At 56.9% G+C, this 18,540-nt stretch carries 19 protein-coding genes and 1 tRNA gene; 11 read left to right on the top strand and 9 right to left on the bottom strand.

The annotated features are described in order from the left end of the window. Window position 1 precedes the first annotated feature (1 nt). Both BLU24_RS20000 and BLU24_RS19995 read left to right on the top strand, forming a co-directional pair. Window positions 2-2,146, top strand: a complete 2,145-nt coding sequence (locus BLU24_RS20000; RefSeq protein ID WP_093103144.1) for a 3-hydroxyacyl-CoA dehydrogenase NAD-binding domain-containing protein — start codon at window positions 2-4, stop codon at window positions 2,144-2,146. Window positions 2,147-2,237: 91 nt separating this feature from the next. Then, a complete protein-coding gene (locus BLU24_RS19995; protein ID WP_093103142.1) occupies window positions 2,238-2,960 on the top strand; it encodes an amidotransferase in 723 nt (240 codons plus the stop codon). A gap of 111 nt (window positions 2,961-3,071) precedes the next feature. Here BLU24_RS19995 and BLU24_RS19990 read toward each other — a convergent pair whose 3' ends face one another. The 3 genes from BLU24_RS19990 to BLU24_RS19980 all read right to left on the bottom strand — a co-directional run bounded on the left by BLU24_RS19990 (window position 3,072) and on the right by BLU24_RS19980 (window position 5,806). Next, window positions 3,072-4,043, bottom strand: a complete 972-nt coding sequence (locus tag BLU24_RS19990) for a magnesium and cobalt transport protein CorA (protein ID WP_090282521.1) — start codon at window positions 4,041-4,043, stop codon at window positions 3,072-3,074. A 132-nt stretch (window positions 4,044-4,175) separates the two neighbouring features. After that, on the bottom strand, window positions 4,176-4,898 hold the full coding sequence (locus BLU24_RS19985; protein ID WP_093106864.1) for a lysophospholipid acyltransferase family protein: 723 nt from the start codon (window positions 4,896-4,898) through the stop codon (window positions 4,176-4,178). Window positions 4,899-5,116: 218 nt separating this feature from the next. Then, complete coding sequence (locus BLU24_RS19980) at window positions 5,117-5,806, bottom strand: crotonase/enoyl-CoA hydratase family protein (protein ID WP_090282522.1); 690 nt, start codon at window positions 5,804-5,806, stop codon at window positions 5,117-5,119. A 294-nt stretch (window positions 5,807-6,100) separates the two neighbouring features. Between BLU24_RS19980 and BLU24_RS19975 the strand changes: the two genes are divergently transcribed. The 5 genes from BLU24_RS19975 (at window position 6,101) to BLU24_RS19955 (ending at window position 8,989) form a co-directional block, all read left to right on the top strand. Continuing rightward, window positions 6,101-6,190, top strand: a tRNA-Ser gene (locus BLU24_RS19975). 222 nt (window positions 6,191-6,412) lie between these two features. Next, on the top strand, window positions 6,413-6,736 hold the full coding sequence (locus tag BLU24_RS19970) for a type II toxin-antitoxin system HicB family antitoxin (protein ID WP_418951651.1): 324 nt from the start codon (window positions 6,413-6,415) through the stop codon (window positions 6,734-6,736). Between the two features lie 137 nt (window positions 6,737-6,873). Next, a complete protein-coding gene (locus tag BLU24_RS19965; protein ID WP_090282525.1) occupies window positions 6,874-7,305 on the top strand; it encodes a LexA family protein in 432 nt (143 codons plus the stop codon). Next, window positions 7,292-8,572 carry a Y-family DNA polymerase gene (locus BLU24_RS19960; RefSeq protein WP_093103136.1) on the top strand — a complete coding sequence of 427 codons (1,281 nt, stop codon included), beginning with the start codon at window positions 7,292-7,294 and terminating at the stop codon, window positions 8,570-8,572. Before BLU24_RS19965 ends, BLU24_RS19960 begins: the two co-directional genes overlap by 14 nt. A 96-nt stretch (window positions 8,573-8,668) precedes the next feature. Continuing rightward, window positions 8,669-8,989, top strand: a complete 321-nt coding sequence (locus tag BLU24_RS19955; RefSeq protein WP_016773801.1) for a YbjQ family protein — start codon at window positions 8,669-8,671, stop codon at window positions 8,987-8,989. A 55-nt stretch (window positions 8,990-9,044) separates the two neighbouring features. Here the strand turns inward: BLU24_RS19955 and BLU24_RS19950 are convergent, their stop codons facing one another. Beyond that, the gene (locus tag BLU24_RS19950; RefSeq protein ID WP_093103133.1) at window positions 9,045-9,323 is read right to left on the bottom strand and encodes a hypothetical protein; all 279 of its coding nucleotides are present in this window, start codon (window positions 9,321-9,323) and stop codon (window positions 9,045-9,047) included. A 223-nt stretch (window positions 9,324-9,546) separates the two neighbouring features. On the opposite strand from BLU24_RS19950, the gene BLU24_RS28050 reads away from it, so the two are divergent. The 4 genes from BLU24_RS28050 (at window position 9,547) to BLU24_RS27825 (ending at window position 11,249) form a co-directional block, all read left to right on the top strand. Next, entirely contained in the window at window positions 9,547-9,735 is a 189-nt protein-coding gene (locus tag BLU24_RS28050; RefSeq protein WP_093103130.1) for a hypothetical protein, read from the top strand. A 301-nt stretch (window positions 9,736-10,036) separates the two neighbouring features. Further along, window positions 10,037-10,408: a hypothetical protein gene (locus BLU24_RS19940; protein ID WP_016773803.1), complete on the top strand. Its 372-nt coding sequence runs from the start codon at window positions 10,037-10,039 to the stop codon at window positions 10,406-10,408. A gap of 135 nt (window positions 10,409-10,543) precedes the next feature. Beyond that, window positions 10,544-10,963 (top strand): YMGG-like glycine zipper-containing protein, encoded by a 420-nt coding sequence (locus tag BLU24_RS19935; RefSeq protein WP_090282530.1) that lies wholly within the window; start codon window positions 10,544-10,546, stop codon window positions 10,961-10,963. 118 nt (window positions 10,964-11,081) lie between these two features. Then, entirely contained in the window at window positions 11,082-11,249 is a 168-nt protein-coding gene (locus tag BLU24_RS27825; protein ID WP_172833288.1) for a hypothetical protein, read from the top strand. A gap of 68 nt (window positions 11,250-11,317) precedes the next feature. On the opposite strand, the gene BLU24_RS19930 is transcribed toward BLU24_RS27825, so the two are convergent. From BLU24_RS19930 to BLU24_RS19910, 5 genes are all read right to left on the bottom strand, one after another. Further along, window positions 11,318-11,692 carry a hypothetical protein gene (locus BLU24_RS19930; RefSeq protein WP_093103128.1) on the bottom strand — a complete coding sequence of 125 codons (375 nt, stop codon included), beginning with the start codon at window positions 11,690-11,692 and terminating at the stop codon, window positions 11,318-11,320. A gap of 95 nt (window positions 11,693-11,787) precedes the next feature. After that, window positions 11,788-12,231 carry a DUF6896 domain-containing protein gene (locus BLU24_RS19925; RefSeq protein ID WP_093103125.1) on the bottom strand — a complete coding sequence of 148 codons (444 nt, stop codon included), beginning with the start codon at window positions 12,229-12,231 and terminating at the stop codon, window positions 11,788-11,790. 188 nt (window positions 12,232-12,419) lie between these two features. Then, window positions 12,420-12,833, bottom strand: coding sequence for a DUF6896 domain-containing protein (locus BLU24_RS19920; protein ID WP_093103123.1), 414 nt, complete (start codon window positions 12,831-12,833; stop codon window positions 12,420-12,422). 280 nt (window positions 12,834-13,113) lie between these two features. Continuing rightward, window positions 13,114-13,500 (bottom strand): hypothetical protein, encoded by a 387-nt coding sequence (locus tag BLU24_RS19915; RefSeq protein ID WP_093103117.1) that lies wholly within the window; start codon window positions 13,498-13,500, stop codon window positions 13,114-13,116. After that, complete coding sequence (locus BLU24_RS19910) at window positions 13,497-18,350, bottom strand: RHS repeat-associated core domain-containing protein (RefSeq protein WP_093103114.1); 4,854 nt, start codon at window positions 18,348-18,350, stop codon at window positions 13,497-13,499. The genes BLU24_RS19915 and BLU24_RS19910 overlap by 4 nt, the downstream gene beginning before the upstream one ends. Window positions 18,351-18,540: the final 190 nt, after the last annotated feature.

Here is an 18,540-nt window from a genome sequence, read left to right as displayed (position 1 = left end):
CATGAACCAAGCCATTCGTTACGAAGCAGGCCCGGACGGCATCGTCGTGCTGACCATTGACCTGCCGGGCCAGAGCGCCAACACCATGAACGCTGTGTATCGCGAGGCCATGGCCGCTTGCGTCACCCGGCTGGTCGCGGAAAAGGATCAGATTGCCGGGGTGATCATTACCTCAGCGAAGAAAACCTTCTTCGCCGGCGGCGACCTCAACGAGCTGATCAAGGTCGGCAAGCCCGAAGCCAAAGCCTTTTACGACATGGTGCTAACGCTGAAAGGACAGTTGCGCACCCTGGAAACCCTAGGCAAACCGGTGGTCGCAGCGATCAACGGCGCGGCGCTGGGTGGTGGTTGGGAAATCTGTCTGGCCTGCCACTACCGGGTCGCGCTCGACGATGCGTCGGTGCAGCTTGGTCTGCCGGAAGTGACCCTTGGCCTGCTGCCGGGTGGCGGCGGCGTGGTGCGCATGGTGCGCATGCTCGGCATCGAAAAAGCCCTGCCGTATCTGCTCGAAGGCAACAAAGTCCGTGCGCAACAAGCCTTGCAGGCCGGGTTGATCGATGAACTGGCGGCGGACCGAGACGAGCTGCTGGCCAAGTCTCGCGCCTGGATCGTCGCCAATCCAACGGCGGTGCAGCGCTGGGATGTGAAGGGTTACCAGATTCCCGGTGGTACGCCGTCGAACCCGAAAGTTGCGCAGATGCTGGCGATTGCGCCGTCGATCCTGCGCACGAAAACCCAGGGCACGCTGCCGGCGCCGGAGAAAATTCTCTGCGCGGCGGTGGAGGGCGCGCAGGTCGATTTCGATACCGCGCATTTGATCGAAACCCGTTATTTCACCGAACTGACCACCGGACAGATCTCGAAAAACCTGATCGGTACGTTCTGGTTTCAACTCAATGAGATCAATGCCGGCGGTTCACGGCCGCAAGGCTTTGTTCCTTACAAGACGCAGAGAGTCGGTGTGCTCGGCGCAGGGATGATGGGCGCCGGCATCGCTTTCGTCAGTGCGTCGGCGGGCATCGACGTAGTGCTCAAGGACATCAATCTCGCCGCCGCCGAGAAGGGCAAGGCGCATTCGGCGGCGTTGCTCGACAAGAAAGTCGCCCGTGGCCAGATGGACGCGGCAAAGCGTGACGCAGTACTGGCGCGGATTCAGACCACTGACAATGATGCCGATCTGGCTGGTTGCGACCTGATTATCGAAGCGGTATTTGAAGATCGCGAACTCAAGGCGCGGGTGTCTTCAGCGGCGCAGCGTGTCGTGGGGCAGGATGCGGTGATCGCTTCCAATACCTCAACCCTGCCCATTACCGGGCTGGCCGCTGCTGTGCCTGATCCGGGCAAATTCATCGGTCTGCATTTCTTCAGCCCGGTGGAAAAAATGCCGCTGGTGGAAATCATCAAAGGCGCACACACCAGCGCTGAAACCCTGGCGCGTGGTTTCGATTTCGTCCTGCAGATCAATAAAACCCCGATCGTGGTCAACGACAGCCGCGGCTTCTTTACCTCGCGAGTATTCGGCACCTTTACCAATGAAGGCATCGCCATGCTCGGCGAGGGCGTGAGCGCGCCGATGATCGAGACCGAAGCGCGCAAGGCCGGCATGCCGGTCGGGCCTCTGGCGATCTCTGACGAAGTTTCCCTCAGCCTGATGAGCCATATCCGTCAGCAAACCGCCAAGGACCTACAGGCCGAAGGGAAACCGCTGACCGAGCACCCGGCCTTCGCCGTGATCGACTTGCTGCTCAACGAATACAAGCGCGCGGGCAAAGCGGCCGGCGGCGGTTTCTATGAATACCCGGCCGGTGCGCAGAAGCATCTGTGGCCAGAGTTGAAGGCGCGTTTTGAAAAGGCCGACGGGCAGATTCCAGCCAAGGATGTGCGTGATCGGCTGTTATTCGTGCAAGCTCTGGAAACCGTGCGCTGTGTGGAGGAGGGGGTGTTGACCTCGACGGCGGACGCCAACGTCGGCTCGATTTTCGGCATCGGGTTCGCCGCGTGGACCGGCGGCGCGCTGCAGTTCATCAACCAATATGGCGTGAAGGATTTCGTCGCCCGTGCGCAGTACCTGGCCGAGCAGTACGGCGAGCGCTTTGCGCCGCCGGCACTGTTGCTGGACAAAGCGGCGAAAGGTGAACTGTTCTAAGACACGGGAGCACTGCGGGGCTTGCCTTGGCCGGGTGTTTCAGGGCAGGCTCTGGGTGTGCAATATTCCCATCACGTGTCAGGTATTTTTTATGTCGCTACGCATCTGCATTCTGGAAACCGACATCCTGCGTCCGGAACTGGTCGACCAATATCAGGGTTACGGGCAGATGTTTCAGCGCCTGTTCTCGCAGCAACCGATTGCCGCCGAGTTCACCGTCTACAACGTGATGCAGGGCGACTACCCGAGCGATAAGCTGAGTTTCGATGCCTATCTGGTTACCGGTAGCAAGGCCGATTCGTTCGGCACCGATCCCTGGATCCAGACCCTCAAGCAATACCTGCTCAACCGCTACCAGCGTGGCGACAAGCTGCTGGGCGTGTGCTTCGGCCATCAACTGCTGGCACTGTTGCTGGGCGGCAAAAGCGAGCGCGCCACCCAAGGCTGGGGCGTCGGCACGCATCAATACAAACTGGCGGCCAAGGCACCGTGGATGAGCCCGGTGCGCGAAGAACTGACGCTGCTGATCAGCCACCAGGATCAGGTCACCGCGCTACCGGAAAACGCCACGGTGATCGCGTCCAGCGAATTCTGCCCGTTCGCCGCGTATCACATCAACGATCAGGTGCTGTGCTTCCAGGGGCACCCGGAATTCATTCACGATTATTCGCGGGCACTGCTCGATTTGCGTCAGGAAGCGCTGGGTTCGCAGATCTACAACAAAGGCGTGGCGAGCCTGGAGCAAGAGCACCACGGCGCGACGGTCGCGGAATGGATGATGCGTTTCGTCGCGCACAAGCCGGAAACCGTCTGACATCAAGCAACATCGCCAGCAGGCTGGCTCCCATACGGGGTCTGCGTCGCTTCGCAAATCCCATGTGGGAGCTAGCCCTGCTAGCGATTCGCCCGGCCAACCCGGTCTGTCTCACAACCACCCAGACCGCTTGAAACTCGTCCACAACCCCACACACCCCACCGTAATAAACCCCAGTACCGCAAAATAGCCGTAGTGCCAGGTCAACTCCGGCATGTTCTCGAAGTTCATCCCGTAAATCCCCGCCACTGCCGTCGGGAACGCCAGAATCGCAGCCCACGCGGCGAACTTGCGCTGCACCACACTCTGCCGTGACGCCTCGAGCAACACGCCAATCTCGATGGTCTGGCTGGCGATGTCGGCCAGCGTGCTGAGATCCTCCATCTGCCGCGTGACATGAATCTGCACGTCACGAAAGTACGGGCGCATGTTCTTGTCGATAAACGGGAAGCTCAGCTTTTGCAGCTCCTCGCCAATTTCCACCATCGGCGCTGCATATCGGCGCAGGCGCACGACATCACGGCGCAAGCCATGCAGCTTTTGAATGTCACGCTCGTTCAACGCGCTACACAAGACGTTGCGCTCCAGCTCATCGATCTCGGCGTGAATCGCTTCGCCCACCGGCTGGTAATTCTCGATGACAAAATCGAGCAAGGCATACAGGACGAAATCTTCGCCGTGTTCCAGCAGCAGCGGCCGTGCCTCACAGCGCTGACGAACATGCGCATAGGAGGCCGAATGGCCGTTGCGCGCGGTGATGATGTAGCCCTTGCCGGCGAAGATATGCGTCTCGATGAACTGCAGAACGCCATGTTCACGCACCGGTGAGTAGGTGACGATAAACAAAGCATCGCCAAAGGTTTCCAGTTTCGGCCGGCTGTGTTTTTCCAGGGCGTCTTCGATAGCCAGTTCGTGCAGGTTGAACTGACGTTGCAGATTGAACAGTTCCTGAGCGTCCGGTTCTTCGAGACCGATCCAGACAAAGTGGCCGGGTTTTGCCGCCCAGGCCGCGCCTTCGTCGATGGAAATATCGCTAACTTTCTTGCCTTCGCTGTACACCGCAGCAGCAACAACTCGACCCATGGTGGTGATTCACTTCTTCTTGGCAGGTGGCAGGGATTCACGGCATCAGCTTAGCCGTGTCGCTGCTTGAGAGTCAGTGAAATCTGCACAGTTCAGCCGGCAAAAGAAAACCCGCACAGGGCGGGTTTGGTTTCACGCGGCTTGCAGTTGCCGATCCATCGATTCGATGCACTCGCGCATTTGTTCGCGGCACTGATCGATCAGCCTGGGCATGTCGTCCATGGTCAGGCCGGCGGTAGGAATCGCCGGCAACGAGCGGATGAGAATGTCGCCGCTGCGCCAGCGATCGAGGCGCATCTGTTTAACGTAACTGCTGACACACACCGGCACGATCGGCACGCCGGCGGCGATGGCCATCTGGAACGCGCCCTTCTTGAATGGCAGCAATTCTTCACCCAGATTGCGCGTGCCTTCGGGAAACACCCAGATCGAGGTGTCCTCGTTCTGCAAGGTATGAGTGGTGGTGAGCATCGACTGGCGCGCCTTGTGCGCGTTGCCACGGTCGATCAGCACATTGCCGGCCAGCCAGAACAACTGCCCGAACAGCGGCACCCACTTCAGGCTCTTCTTGCCGATGCACACGGTACGCCGCGGCACGACATTGCCGAACACGAACAGATCATAGTTGGATTGATGGTTGGCGATGATCACGCAGCTGTCGGGCTTGTTCATCAGGCCGTTGACCTCGGTCTTAACCCGCAGGCGCAAAATGCACATTGCCGGCAGTGCGTAGAGGCGGGCACAGAGGCGACTGTTGTCGGGATTGAACGGACGGCAAAGTCCGAGAATCACACCGAGCACACCAGCGAGAATAAAGTGCAGGCCCATCAACAACATACGAAACACGAGCAGCATTTTCAGGCCCATCGGGACAAAAGGTGGCGCAGTGTACGGATGTGCACTGTTTTCGGCAATTGCCACTATAGAGTGCGGAGATAGGCGATGTTTAAGCGCATGTTTCAGTGGTGGCTGTCAGGCGCGTCCTAGAGCCACTCGGAAATATTCAACAACGGGCGTAAGAAAAAGCCCGACACGACGGTCGGGCTTTTCTTGTGCTCTGCATTCGCCGAGGGTCAGCCCAGATGCTGCTGATCCATCGCGATGGCGTTATCGAGGGTTTCCAGCAGCGCCTTGCGGACTTTCAGCTTGGTGTTCTTGTGCGCCGTCATGTTGATCTTCTTCAACTGACGCGCGGCGGCGAGGGCCGCCCCTTGCAACTCCTCGGCAGAGACCACCTTGTCGAGGAAACCGGCGTCCACCGCGCTTTGCGGATCGAACATCTCGCCGTTGATCACCGAACGGTGGAACGCCGAGCGACGCAGGCGATCACGCGCCAGCTCAATACCCGCATGGTGCATGGTCATGCCAATCTGCACTTCGTTCAGACCAATACTGAACGGGCCATCGACGCCAATCCGGTAATCGGCCGACAACAGAATGAACGCGCCTTTCGCCACCGCATGCCCTGGGCAAGCGACGATGACCGGGAACGGGTGAGCGAGCAGGCGACGCGCCAATGTCGAACCGGCCGTCACCAGCGACACCGCTTCCTTCGGCCCGGCGGTCATGACTTTCAGATCATAACCACCCGACAAAATACCCGGCTGTCCGGTGATGATCACCACGGCCCGATCAGCCACCGCTTGATCCAGCGCCGCGTTGAACGCCGCAATCACATCCGGCGAGATGGCGTTGACCTTGCCGTTGTTCAGGGTCAGGGTCGCGATACCGTCTTCGAGGTGGTAGGCAATCAGCTCACTCATGACGCTATTCCTTATTAGAAAGATGGGCAGACGTTACCCACCGCCGCAGGCCAGGTAAAGCGCCGTGACTGACCCGGCAGTCACCGATTCCCGTCTCTACCTGCGCAACGAGGCGTTTGCTTCTATAAGGAAGCACGGAGCCCACCGGAGATTGGCCGGTTTGGCATGGCCTGCTGATAGCCGGAAATGTTTTCTCGCTTAACCGCATGAAAATTCTGAAAAAAAATTTGCCATCGCAAAAGCTTTCGACTACATTAGCGCGCCTCGACAGACAGAACATGTTTGAAGAGATACGGTGAAGTGTCCGAGTGGCTTAAGGAGCACGCCTGGAAAGTGTGTATACAGGAAACTGTATCGAGAGTTCGAATCTCTCCTTCACCGCCACATTCAGTAAACACAAACCCCTGATTTTCCTGGAGAAAATCGGGGGTTTGTGGTTTTTGGTGTCTGGAAAAAGGCGACACTTAGCACCTACCAGTTAAGAGTAGAAGCCGTACCTCCTTACTCAACTCACAGATTTTTCCTACAACTCCGATCCGACGCACCCGATATTCTCATTGCGGTGCCAAACAGGGCGCGAGCCAGCAGGAGTCTTCTTTGAGTGTTATGAACCACAACGGCTACGCCGCCCGAATCGAATACAGTGACGAAGACGGCCTCTTTGTCGGCCATATCGCCGGTATCAAAGACGTCGTTGGATTCCATGGTGAGTCGGTCGCAGAACTACGACACGCGTTTCAGGAGGCCGTCACTGATTACGTCGAAACCTGCGCCAAGCTCGGTCGTGCGCCGCAAAAGCCCTATTCGGGAAATCTAAGCCTGCGTCTGGCTCCAGCCCTGCACGCGTCCGTTGCCGTAAAAGCACAGCTGGCGCACAAGAGCATCAATCAATGGGTGGCAGACGTTCTTGATCGTGAAGCGCACGCCTGATGGCAAAATCCGTCCTTCCCCAAAAGTTATACAAAACCCTGTCACCCGTCGAAATCTCCTACACACCTCATTGACCAACCTCAGCGCCCCGCGTTTACTGTATACGCATACAGTAAACTCACTATCAGGTTCGTCACATGAGCGTCACCCTCCTTGGTTCCCTTGCCGACGCCGGCGAAAAGCTTCCGCTGTATTCGTTTCAGATTCCTGCGGGTTTTCCTTCGCCGGCGGCCGATCACATCGAAAAGCACATTTCCCTCGATGAGGTTTTCGAGATTCGTGCGCCGCACGTTTATCTGGCGAAGATCGAAGGGGAGAGCATGCGCGATGCCGGGATATTTTGCGGCGATCTGGTGATTGTCGATCGCAGCCGCACTGCTGAGCATGGCGATATCGTTATCGCTGGGCTCAACTCCGAGCCGGTCTGCAAGCGCCTGCACCTGCGCGACAACACTATTATCTTGCTGTCGGCCAACAGTAAGTACCCGCCGCGCTATGTGATGGAGGGCGACGAGCTGGTTATCTGGGGCGTGGTGACCTACAGCGTGCGCGATCATGGCAAATCGTGACCAGGTCTTTGCGCTGATCGATTGCAATAGCTTCTACGCAAGCTGCGAGCGGGTCTTCCGACCTGATCTGGCGAAGACGCCGATCGTGGTGCTGAGCAATAACGACGGCTGCGTTATTGCGCGTAGTTACGACGCCAAACCTTTTGTGAAAATGGGCGCGCCGTACTTTCAGATTCGCGATGATCTGCGCCGCCACGGCATCCAGGTGTTCAGCAGTAACTACGCGCTGTATGGCGACATGAGCGAACGGGTGATGACGATCATCGAGTCCATGGTGCCCGCCGTCGAGGTGTACAGCATCGATGAAGCCTTCGCTGATCTCAGTGGCATTCCTGGCGATCTGACGGCGTTTGGCAGGTCCATTCGTTCTGCCGTGTTCAAACGCACCGGTATCCCGGTCGGCGTCGGCATCGCGCCGACGAAGACGCTGGCCAAGCTCGCCAACCACACCGCAAAACGCTTGCAGGCGCACACCGGCGGCGTTGTCGATATTTGCGACCCGGTCAAACGTGACTGGGTGCTGCGCAACACCGACGTGGGTGACGTGTGGGGCGTCGGTCGGCGGATGAAGGCTCATCTCGAAAGCATGCAGATCAGAAGCGCGATGGACCTGGCGAAGGCCGATCCGTGGACATTGCGGCGCAAGTTCAGCGTGGTGATCGAGAAGACCGCGCGCGAACTCTGTGGGACATCGTGTCTGGAACTGTCGGAAACGGAGCCGCCGAAGCAGGAAATCTGCAGCAGCCGCATGTTTGGCAAACGCCTGACCACAATCGAACCGATCAAGGAAGCGGTGGCGACCTATGTGCATCGCGCGGCAGAAAAGCTGCGTGCACAGAACTCGTTATGCAAGAAGATTCGCGTGAGCATTCGTACCGGCATGTTCAATCCGGAGGAGGCCAAGTACGCCAATTCCGCGCTGATCGAGCTGCCTTACCCCACGAACGACGTGCGCTTGCTGTGCACGGCGGCGAGCGAAGCGATTGACCAGTTGTTCAGGCCGGGCTTCAAGTACAGCAAGGCAGAGGTGTTGTTGATGGACCTGCGTCAGCCCGGAGAATTTACCCAGGACCTGTTTGCTGAGGCACAACCGCAGGCGGCGGAGAAGGTGATGGGCGTTCTCGATCGGATCAATCAGCGCTGGGGCAGCGGGACGCTGCGCGCGGCAAGCGTGCCGGCGGATCCGGCCTGGGGGATGCGGCGGGAAATGATGAGTTCGAGTTTTACGACGAGGATCGATCAGTTGTGGGTGGTTAAATGCAATTGAGGCCACAAGGATCCCGGTTTGGTGTCGCGTTGCTTCAATCGAGTAGATCGGCCTTACAATCGCGGCTTTCACTTTCGCAGTAAAAGGACGGTTCTCATGATCATTTCCACCACTCATTCCGTCGAGGGGCGGCAGATCACAGCCTATCTGGACATTGTCAGCGCCGAGTCTGTGCAAGGCGTCAACGTTATCCGCGATATGTTCGCGGGCATGCGCGACTTCTTTGGCGGGCGGTCGCAGACCTTGGAACGAGCGTTAAAGGAAGCTCGCATTCAGGCAACCGATGAACTCAAGGATCGTGCGCGGGCATTGCAGGCTGACGCCGTGGTGGGCGTAGATTTTGAGATCAGCATGCCGGCAGGCAAGGGTGGCATGGTGGTGGTGTTTGTCACCGGAACGGCGGTGAAGCTGCGCTGATCATCGCCGTCAGGGCCAAGCCCATTCACATAAGGAATGGGCTTGGCCGCGTCGATCAGCCTTGCGGCTTGAGAATCACCGTACCTTTTGCGTCATAGGTCAGCGGTGTATCAATGGCGACAAGAGGCGGTGAGCCGTCAGGTTGAGCCGATGGGGCTGGCTCGCTGGGGTGATAGACGACGCCCGGCTGCAAGAGCGGTTTATCCGGGTATTTGATGGTGATCTCGCCCGAGGCGATCTTTTCCTTGAGTTTTTCCGCAGCGGCTTTGCCGGCTGCGATCTGCTCGTCCGTGAGTTTGACGACTGGCATGTTCGGGAATCCGTTGATCTGCATGATCTCTCCTTGAGATTCATTTGTAGGAATCAGGGCAACGGCCGTTTAAAGAAAATCTTTAGGGGATGATCGCTGTCGTCATAACGCTTGATCCACTCGTCGGTGATCAGCATTGTTGAACGGCAAGTCCAGTAGTGACCGACTAGTCTCAAAAGCGCTGAGGGTCGATTTTTTCAGGCAAAACTGTTTTGCCGGTATCGGCCTGGTATGCAGGGGAGAGGCTATGACAGGTCCGTATGTCGAAGATGATGGCGCTGAGTTTTCATTTAACAACTGTGTGCGCTGCGGTCAGTCGGAGTATCAGTCGGGTTTTGGCGAAGATCCGGTGAGCATTGGCAAAATCAAATCTGTGGTCCCCAAAGGGCCCAAGGCGAAGTTCCTGCCCAAGGTCACGGCAAGGACCCGAAAGTGACTTTGCCCCGTAACCCCGTCATCGAACGGGGTTTTTTACGATCGCAGAAATGTGCCCATGGCGTTGACATAAATGTGGGTTTTTTTTCACAAACTTTTCACGTTGGTCAACGTAGGGTGAAGCCATCCGTTAGAAAGCAAGTCTCCAGCCCGTCTCCCCAGCGGGCTTTTTTTTGCCTGGCATAAAACCTTTTCTCTGATCGCGGTCCAAACGACGCTGTCGCGTGCGTCTGGACTTTCCCGCGCCGAGCGCATTAAATCCCCGCCCTTCTTGTTCATCCCGTTTATTTGAGGTTTTCGTCATGCGTTTAACACTGCCTGCTCTGGTTCTTGGCCTTCTGGTTGCTCAAGGGGCGATGGCTGCCGGCGACGGCACCGCTGCGCTGGGCGGTGGCCTGGGTGGCGCGCTGGGTAACGTAGTCGGTCAGAAAATGGGCGGCAGCACGGGTGCCGCAATCGGCGCTGGCGTCGCGGGCGCAGCGGGCAGCGCAGTCGCCGCACGCAAGGGCAGCCGCACCAAAGCGGCGATCGGCGGCGGTGTCGGTGCAGCCGGTGGTTCGGTGATCGGCAATAGCCTGGGCGGCCGGAACGGTGCCACTATTGGCGCAGGTCTGGGTGGTGCCGCCGGCGGCGCAGTGGGCAGCAACCTGGGCAAAGGTCACAAGCGCCACTGAGCCTGCTGGCTGGTCAGAAGAAGCCCGACTTGATGTCGGGCTTTTTCATGGCTGAACGTTTCGCCAGAAATCATCTCCAATCTGCATACGCCCCGCTTGGGCGGAACGTCCCGATTCGGGAACTGCGAGGTTCAAATGCGATTGTCATTATCTGCACTGTTTTTCGGTTTGTTCGTGGCGCAGGGCGCAATGGCGGCCGGAGACGGCAGCGCTGCCGTGGGCGGTGGTCTCGGCGGTGTGCTGGGTAATGTGGTTGGCGGACAACTCGGCGGCAGCACGGGCGCAGCGGTCGGCGCGGGTGTTGGCGGCGCGGCCGGCAGCGCTGTCGGCGCGGACAAACGCAATCGCACCGAGGCCGCGATTGGTGGCGGTCTTGGCGCCGCAGGCGGCTCGGTCGTCGGCAACAGCCTCGGCGGTTCTACCGGCTCTGCTATTGGCGCCGGTTTAGGCGGCGCAGCGGGCGGTGCGGTCGGTAACAACCTGGGCGACGACGACGGTGGTTCTCATTCCGGCGGCCATAAGCACAAGAACAAACACAAAAATAAACATCGCTGATTGATCAACGGAAACCCGGCCTGGCGCCGGGTTTTTCGTGTCTGGCAGTTGGAAAGAGGAACGATTGGCGGCAGGGCGTTTCGAACGTCATACATCCACGCGATCAAAGAGGTTCGCCATGACTCCTGAAACCGAAGGCAAAGAAGAGAAGGGCCCGAATGGACAGCCGTTTATCAATGATCCGGGGAACGAGGATCCGGGGTCGTTGATGGATGATGCGACGGTGCCGTTGAATGATTCGGATGAGGCGGATATGGAGTATGAGGAGGATGGGGATGAGCAGTGAGGGGATGTTAAGAGTTTGAGTTATGGTTTAAGGGCCTGACTCAGCAGGCCCTTCAGAAAATCAGCTCTTCAGAACGAGACGTCGATTCTTTGTGCTCTGATTTTTACATACTGACCATTGAGGTGCGGAAAATCGAAGTGGATATCTTGATCCGCAAATTCGACGAACGACTTGAGCGTGTCGCCTTCTAAGCGCCCGTGGATCTCGCATGAGAAACCGTCGTCAAGCATCTCGACACGTGTTTCGCTGCCATCACATTTTGAGATGTCTATTTCGTCCGGCAACACCATTTCGAACTCGGCTGAGTAGGTCTCACCTACTTCGATGACTGACGGGCAGTGGCCTGCGAAACATCTCACAGTCACACCGTTGACGCTGAGCAGTAGCATTTCCTCAATGATTGGGTCGATTTCGACAATATGCGCGGGATATTTCTTAGTCATCTGCGAGCCATGCTGTTCTTTCTTTCAGAGATTGAAATGATCAGTGAGGTTTTTAACAATTGAACTTTGGCATAAACGCCAGAGACAGCAGGTGCTTAAGTCTCGTTTTCAGAGTTTTCAGGCGGGGCGATTAGTACATAGAGGTCATCGGCGGGCGACATTTTTTCGATTCTGCCTGAAGCTATATAAGACTTGAACTCACTCTCAAGAAAGTTTCTGTCAGTGTATTTTTTGTACTCTTCAGGCCTGTCGGTGGCGTACATATAAATACGCCACACGTCAAAGCCGTCGGTCCTGTTATTTGGGCCGTAATCGAAATCTACTAACTCTGTGGGAAAGTGGATGGCACAGCCTACACCGTGCAACTCATACTCAACGCTATCGTTAATTCCCCCGCAGCGCTCTATTTGGCCACTTCGCCAGAGTCTAAGAATGTTTTTTGTACCAAATTTTTTCTGTAGAAGCGTTGTTCCTTTCTCAACTTTGCTGAGGAAGTCTTTTATCAAATCTTCTAAAGACTTATCATTATTGTTACTCATGGTCTTTTATGATTATCCAGTCGATCGGTATCGAGTCTTTTCGGCTGACATGTTTCGTTCGCTCTTGTCTCAAAAATAGTTTTGCCAATATTTCTAATGATTTTTATGTTGCGAAGTTTGGTGTTTGTCTCGTAGGCAGATGCGGAAGTCGGCATGATTATATGTGTTTTATTTTTTTTCGGTTTCTTTCAGGTGGCCAATATATATAAGTTGCTAACGAAAGAGATTTTCTTAATCTTTTTTTGAGTTATATGTTCGGCGAATTCTTTTTTGATTGTTTCTTTGTCGCAATATTTTCTATATTTAGATGGTCTTTCACAGGCAAAAATGTATAAACGCCAAATGTCAAACCCATTGATTTCACCATTAGGTCCATAGTCAAAATCTACGGTTCCTGTCGATAGATTGATACGGCAGCCAATGCCGTGCAATTCATATTTAACGCCTCGAGTGACTCTTCCGCGACGCTTTATCGCCTTGGTATGCCAAAGCCTTCGAATGTCTCGAGTGCCAAATTTTTTTTCAAGTAGCAGCGTGCTTGTCTCTACCATAGAAATAAAGTCATGTATCAGAGTATCCAAAGTTTCATTTTGTTCACTCATCCTTTTCTCCGGGTTTAAAAAATATCTAGTCCAATGATTTGATTAGCTAGCTGGATTGCATTTTTTTGTTTAAAAAATGCTTCGTGCTCTGTGGGGGTGGTAATAGTTTTTAGCCTTGGTGATATTGCCCTTGGTCTTGCTCATGTGTTTCTTTTACACTGCCGATCTATTTCTAGAAAGCGTCTTTACGTAGTGTTGGTTAAGGCTCGGCTTGCGTCTTTCTTAAAATTTATATGGGCGCCATTTGTCAATTTTGTCGTGAAAATTATATCTTTCTCCCCTAAGACCCTATCCACTGTAAGAAAAATTCTCTCTGTAGTTCAGGTGAGTTTGTTAGGTTTTCATTTTCGTATTCAAATATCGATACCACGTCTTTCAGTGATGGTTCTGCTCCATTTGTCAATTCATAAGCTTTTAATCCAAGAGACATTTGTGATGACAAGCTCGAGGGGTGAACATTCAACTTTGAGCCTTTGCAAAAGAAAGTTACTAGAGGGTTGTCCTTGCGGATTAAGCCGAAACAGTGATAAAAATTTTTGCCGGTGTATGTTTTTGGCGATAATCCGTCCAGGCTTAGAGTTATGCTCATTTTCTCGCTGTCGCAAAACAGAACTACATCTTTGATTGTATGTTCTTTTTCTACGATAATTTTGAACTCCGAAATCATTTGTCAATTTTCCTATATGGATTCGGGATGGAGTAACCAAAGTCACGCCCATCATCAATAATTATCGTGGCGCCTAGAATATCTTCATTTTTGATAACTTTTGGAACGGCGAATTCCTGTTCTCGGGAAAATTTGTACCGGTTTCCTAATTCTTGCTTCAAATCATAACCCTCTACTCTCTTCAAGGTATAAAGAAACCCGGTTTTTGTAAAAAAGCTGGTAGCAAACTCTTTTCCCACGTCTCTAGAGGGGGAGGTGCTGATATAGCCGCTTGGAGGAAAATCGCTATCAATGGAGTGGAGGAATAAGTCCTCGCTGTCTCCCTTGCTTTTGAATCCGTTCACAAAAACATCGGACGGGTCTCTTGAGTCTCCTCGGTACAGGTATTCCTGCTTTTTCTTAGGCGTTGGTGCATCAGGCTCCCCCTCATCAACCTTAACCCCAGCAATCCCACCCGGCACCTCACAACCCGGCGTTCCCGGCGGCGGGCAGTTGGAGTTCAACCCCAACGGATCCACCCACCCCGTCGGATTCGGCACGTACTGGTACTGATTCAACCCACCGGCCAGCTTGATCGGGTCCGGTGTCAGGTATCGCCCTAAACGTGGGTCGTAATACCGGTGACGGTTGTAATGCAGGCCACTCTCGGCATCGAAGTACTGTCCCTGAAACCGCAGTGGCTGGTTCAGGTAGTCGTCGCCCGCCAGGGTCAGCGCGGCGGTTTTGCCGTAGGCGTCGTATTGGGCGGACCAGACGATGTCGCCGCCGTAGTCGGTGAGTTCTTGCGGCGTGCCGAGGTGGTCGAGCTGGTAGTAGAACGGGCAGGCTTTTTTCGGGCCTTTGCCGTCGAGCAGCGCCAGTGGGCGGAAGGTGCCGGGTTCGTAGACGTAGCTGCGGTATTCGTTCTCGCTGCTTTCGGCGACGATCTGGTCGCCTTGCCAGAAGAACTCGGTGGTCTGGCCGTCGACGGTTTTGCGGATGCGCCGGCCGAAGGCGTCGTATTGATAGGTGGCGGTTTGACCGTCGGGGCGGGTCAGGCCGATCAGGCGGTGCTGGCTGTCGTAGCGGTATTCGGTGACGAGTGTTTGGGCTTTGCCGCGGCGTTCGCGGATCAGGTTGCCGAAGGCGTCGTAGTCGTAATGCCGGTCGCCCTGCATCAGCAGGCGGTTACCTTGAATCCGGCTCGGGCCGGGGCGGTCCTGCATGAGCAGGTTGCCGGCCGGGTCGTGGGCGAAGGATTCCGGCAGTTCGTCGCGCGAGTGGCGGACGCGGATCAGTCGGTCGAGGGCGTCGTAGCCGTAGGTGCGTTGGCCGTGGCGGCTGTCGGCGATGTGGGCAAGGTTGCCGTTGGCGCTGTAGGCATAATCGCGGCGGTACACCGAATCGCGTTGATGGCCTACGGCGTGAGCCAGTAACCTTCCCTGTTCGTCGTAGGCATATTCGCTGAGCAGCAGGCCTTGCTGGCGCTGCACTTCGCGGCCGAACTGGTAGACGTGGCGGGTCAGCGGCGTGCCGTTGAGGTCGATCGCCGTCAGCGCGCCGCCCTTGGCGTAGTGGTAATCGAGTTTGCTGTTGTCCGGCAGGCGCAGACGTTTGAGCTGGCCGCAGGCGTCATAGGCGTAACGCAGGGTGCCCCAGCCCTGGTGCTCGGTGATCAGCCGATCCTGGCGGTCGTATTCGAAGGCCAGCGGGTGGTTGTGGCCGTCATCGACGGCTGTCAGACGGCCGAGGCGGTCGTAGGAATATTTAACCTTGATGCCGTCAGGCAGGGTCTTGACCAGTAGGCGTCCGGCCGCATCGCGCTCATAAGCAGTCAGCAAACATGAGCCGTCATCACCAAACTCGGTCTTCTCCAGCAGATGCCCATTCAGGTCGTAGGCATACGCGGTCCGGCGTCCATCAAACCCGGTTTCCTGTCGGATCAATCCGCTCGGCGTGTAGTCCAGCCGGTACCTTTCCCCGGACTCGTTCTCGATCTCGGTGAGCAGCAGTTGCGCATGGTCGTAGCGGTACTGCACCTGCGTGCCGTCGGGGTTGATCCGCCGTGAAACCAGATGCAGGTCATCGTCGTACTCGTAACGGGTAATGCGTCCGAGCTCGTCGCGTTCGGCGGTCACCTGGCCGTAGGCGCCGTAGCTGTAAGCGCGGGTGTTGCCGGTAGGAAAAGTTGTCTGGATCAGTCGGCCAACGGCGTCCCACTGCTGACGGGTGACGGCGCCGTGTTCATCGGCGGTCGTCGTCCTTCGCCCCAATGCGTCGTAGGAAAAACGCCGTACACCACCGTCGGGCAGGGTTTCTTCGGTCAACTGGCCGAGCGGATTCCACACCAGCTTATGGCGACTGCTGTCCGGGTAGCGGATCGACAGCAGTTGCCCGCGCACGTTGTAGTAGTAATGGGTGACCTGACCGTCAGGATCGACCGCTTCGGTGATATCGCCCTCGGCGTTGCGCCGATAGATCCACACGGCATCGCCGCGAGTGCGCCGATAAAGAAAACCGTTGCGGTACTCGTAGGACGTTGGCGCGTCGTCCGGCGGAATCAGCGCGATCAGCCGTCCGACTTCGTCGTAGCGGTATTCGGTGACGGCGCCGAGCGGGTCCTGTTCGGCGATCAAGCGGCCTTCAGCGTCATAGGCCTTGAGGTGTTCGCCGCCGTCCGCCTCGACCTTGCGCACCAGCCGTGCGCGGTCGTCGTGGACGTAGGTTTCTTCGGTGCCGTCGACGTACTGCACCGCGACGCTGCCGTCGTCCGCCCAGATGTAACGGGTGTTCATCTGCGAGAACGAAGCCCAATGGCGGACGCAGCGTGCAGCCTTGCCGGAGCGTTCCCACTCCCAGAAAAAACTCGCGCCGCCGGCCAGTTGCCGCTGCAGGATGACGTGAGCGTCGTCGTAGTCGTAACGCTCGCTGTCGCCGACGGCGTTGGTGGCTTCGATCAGATTTTGATAAGCGTCGAAGCGGTAGCTGACGAGGGTTTGCTCAGTCACCCATTCCGCATGCTGAAAAACCTGATAATCCAGGCCAACCAACTGCGCGCGGTCATAACGCAGCGACAAAGCCCGACCGGCACCGTTTTCTAAACGGCTGATACGGTCATGACGATCGCGAACAACACACAAGCGGTTGCCATACACATCACTGATCGCCGTCAGCCGCCCGGCGCGAAAGTGATAAAACCGCGCCGCCTCGCCGGCCAGCGCCAGAATCAGCTCTTCCGGTTCGTCGCCAAGAAAAATCGCCGCCCGCGACAGACTGTTGTGAATCGCCGGCCGGGTCGCACTGGGCAACGGAAACCGCGTACGCCGGTTTTCGTGATCGACCCAGACCACTTCATCAGCGCAAAACTCCAGCCGATGCGCCAGCGAATGGCTCCAGCCAAACCCCAATCCAACATCGATTTCAGCCGCACTGCTGCGATACAAACGGCTGAACTCAAACGGCAGCACACCATCAAGCACCGCATCCGTCAGCGTCAGCAGCTCTTCGCCGGTAGCCATCGACACCGGACAGCCATTGGTACAGGTCAGCGGCACGCAATCGGCGCTGTCGCCGTTGGGGTTTTTCGCCTGGTCGGGGGAGTCGTCGCGAGGTTCGTGGCGCTCCATCCGCGTCGAGCCGCCAGTCTTGCCCCGCGCAAGCGGCGCCGGATTCGGCACGGTCAGTACCTGCGAATCGGCCTGACGAATCTTCAGCGGAACGGAGGGCGCCGGTTTCAGCGCCACCTCACGCGCATGCAACATCAACGGTTTCAACGCGCTGGCATGCTTGTTCAGTCCCGGCGTCGACGTCAGCTCCGTCAGACGCAGCGCCGAGGCCGACAGCCATTGCCGCGCCCGTGGCGACTTGACCTTGTCCAGCACCTTGCTGCTCAAACGCAGCGACACACCGGCACCGCCGGCCACGCGCATCAGCAGAAAACTGACCAGCAGTTCGACGCGCACCTCGGCCACCACTTCGGCGAGGTACTGCGGCGGCAGCATCTTCAGCCAACTGGTAAACGCGGCCAGATGAATGAACAGCAGCGGCTCGTCGCTAAGCATCAACAGCGCGTTGGCGATGGCCTCGCTGGAGGCTGCGAGCAACGCCTCCAGCTCAACGTCGCTCAGGTACTCAAGGAGTTTTTCGCTATTAACCTGCAAGTCGGCGAGGAGGGCGAAGACCTGTTTAATGTCGTCCCAAAAGCCATTGAGCGCATTCTCGAAACCGCGCCAGTCGGCCCGTTGCAACTGCCCGTAACGCTCAAGAAACCCGGCGCTGGAAAACTCCGTCCACTGCGGCTGAAACCCGGCCCACTCGCCGCGCAACCAGCCTTCCAGGTCCCCGATAACCGCTTCATAAGAGGCATACAACGCCCGCACCTGCGCAGTGGAAACATCGGGAAAGAAGGTGATGCGATAACGCTGGCCCCGCTCGCAGTCGGTGACTTGCAGAATGCCGCTGGGGCCAATGGTATGGCGCAGCGGTTCGCCGAACGTCTGGACGCCGTCAACCTCACTGAGCAGCGGTTCAAGCGTCACCGGTGTATTGCCGATCGGCACAAAACGCGCGGCTTCGAACAGGTGCACCAGGGTCAAAGGACCGCTGGCCGGGCACATCACTACCGACGAACTGAGCGGCTGGCGCGAGGTGATCGGCGCACTGAGGCGCACGTCGTTGCCGACGCTAAACACCTGCTCGATGTCGAGCGCAGTGCCGGCCCAGAACTGCTCGGCCCAGGCGTCGTAGTTGTTCAGGCACAGGCGGAATTCGCCGATCAAGGCTTCGAAATCCGGTTGCTCGGGATTGAGCGCGGCCACCACCAGCAAACCGATGCTGTTGTTCAGGGCCAGGAGCCGATCAGGTTCAAACATTCGCAGTCGCTCGCGCACATCAAAAAGGGTGCGAGGACTTTGCGGGGGATCAAACGAGAAAGAAGTCGGGGAAGTAGGCAGTGTCTGTAGGATGTTTCGCTAATTTTTCGCGAGTGTTTCAGCGCCTCGCGGACATTGGCCGTTGCTCAATGTCTGTCGGGCTCGCTATGCTGCTGAACCCTTTAATCCG

Origin of the sequence: Pseudomonas sp. Z003-0.4C(8344-21) (assembly GCF_900104975.1) — a bacterium.
GTDB lineage: Bacteria > Pseudomonadota > Gammaproteobacteria > Pseudomonadales > Pseudomonadaceae > Aquipseudomonas > Aquipseudomonas granadensis.
Note: the sequence above shows the minus strand (reverse complement) of the source record. Positions and strands in the feature narration are given on the sequence as shown.

Excerpts from the sequence above, each read along its gene's own strand:
- BLU24_RS20000 (WP_093103144.1), top strand. The coding sequence starts at position 2 with ATGAACCAAGCCATTCGTTACGAAGCAGGCCCGGACGGCATCGTCGTG.
- BLU24_RS19995 (WP_093103142.1), top strand. The coding sequence starts at position 2,238 with ATGTCGCTACGCATCTGCATTCTGGAAACCGACATCCTGCGTCCGGAA.
- BLU24_RS19990 (WP_090282521.1), bottom strand. The coding sequence starts at position 4,043 with ATGGGTCGAGTTGTTGCTGCTGCGGTGTACAGCGAAGGCAAGAAAGTT.
- BLU24_RS19985 (WP_093106864.1), bottom strand. The coding sequence starts at position 4,898 with ATGCTGCTCGTGTTTCGTATGTTGTTGATGGGCCTGCACTTTATTCTC.
- BLU24_RS19980 (WP_090282522.1), bottom strand. The coding sequence starts at position 5,806 with ATGAGTGAGCTGATTGCCTACCACCTCGAAGACGGTATCGCGACCCTG.
- BLU24_RS19970 (WP_418951651.1), top strand. The coding sequence starts at position 6,413 with ATGAACCACAACGGCTACGCCGCCCGAATCGAATACAGTGACGAAGAC.
- BLU24_RS19965 (WP_090282525.1), top strand. The coding sequence starts at position 6,874 with ATGAGCGTCACCCTCCTTGGTTCCCTTGCCGACGCCGGCGAAAAGCTT.
- BLU24_RS19960 (WP_093103136.1), top strand. The coding sequence starts at position 7,292 with ATGGCAAATCGTGACCAGGTCTTTGCGCTGATCGATTGCAATAGCTTC.
- BLU24_RS19955 (WP_016773801.1), top strand. The coding sequence starts at position 8,669 with ATGATCATTTCCACCACTCATTCCGTCGAGGGGCGGCAGATCACAGCC.
- BLU24_RS19950 (WP_093103133.1), bottom strand. The coding sequence starts at position 9,323 with ATGCAGATCAACGGATTCCCGAACATGCCAGTCGTCAAACTCACGGAC.
- BLU24_RS28050 (WP_093103130.1), top strand. The coding sequence starts at position 9,547 with ATGACAGGTCCGTATGTCGAAGATGATGGCGCTGAGTTTTCATTTAAC.
- BLU24_RS19940 (WP_016773803.1), top strand. The coding sequence starts at position 10,037 with ATGCGTTTAACACTGCCTGCTCTGGTTCTTGGCCTTCTGGTTGCTCAA.
- BLU24_RS19935 (WP_090282530.1), top strand. The coding sequence starts at position 10,544 with ATGCGATTGTCATTATCTGCACTGTTTTTCGGTTTGTTCGTGGCGCAG.
- BLU24_RS27825 (WP_172833288.1), top strand. The coding sequence starts at position 11,082 with ATGACTCCTGAAACCGAAGGCAAAGAAGAGAAGGGCCCGAATGGACAG.
- BLU24_RS19930 (WP_093103128.1), bottom strand. The coding sequence starts at position 11,692 with ATGACTAAGAAATATCCCGCGCATATTGTCGAAATCGACCCAATCATT.
- BLU24_RS19925 (WP_093103125.1), bottom strand. The coding sequence starts at position 12,231 with ATGAGTAACAATAATGATAAGTCTTTAGAAGATTTGATAAAAGACTTC.
- BLU24_RS19920 (WP_093103123.1), bottom strand. The coding sequence starts at position 12,833 with ATGAGTGAACAAAATGAAACTTTGGATACTCTGATACATGACTTTATT.
- BLU24_RS19915 (WP_093103117.1), bottom strand. The coding sequence starts at position 13,500 with ATGATTTCGGAGTTCAAAATTATCGTAGAAAAAGAACATACAATCAAA.
- BLU24_RS19910 (WP_093103114.1), bottom strand. The coding sequence starts at position 18,350 with ATGTTTGAACCTGATCGGCTCCTGGCCCTGAACAACAGCATCGGTTTG.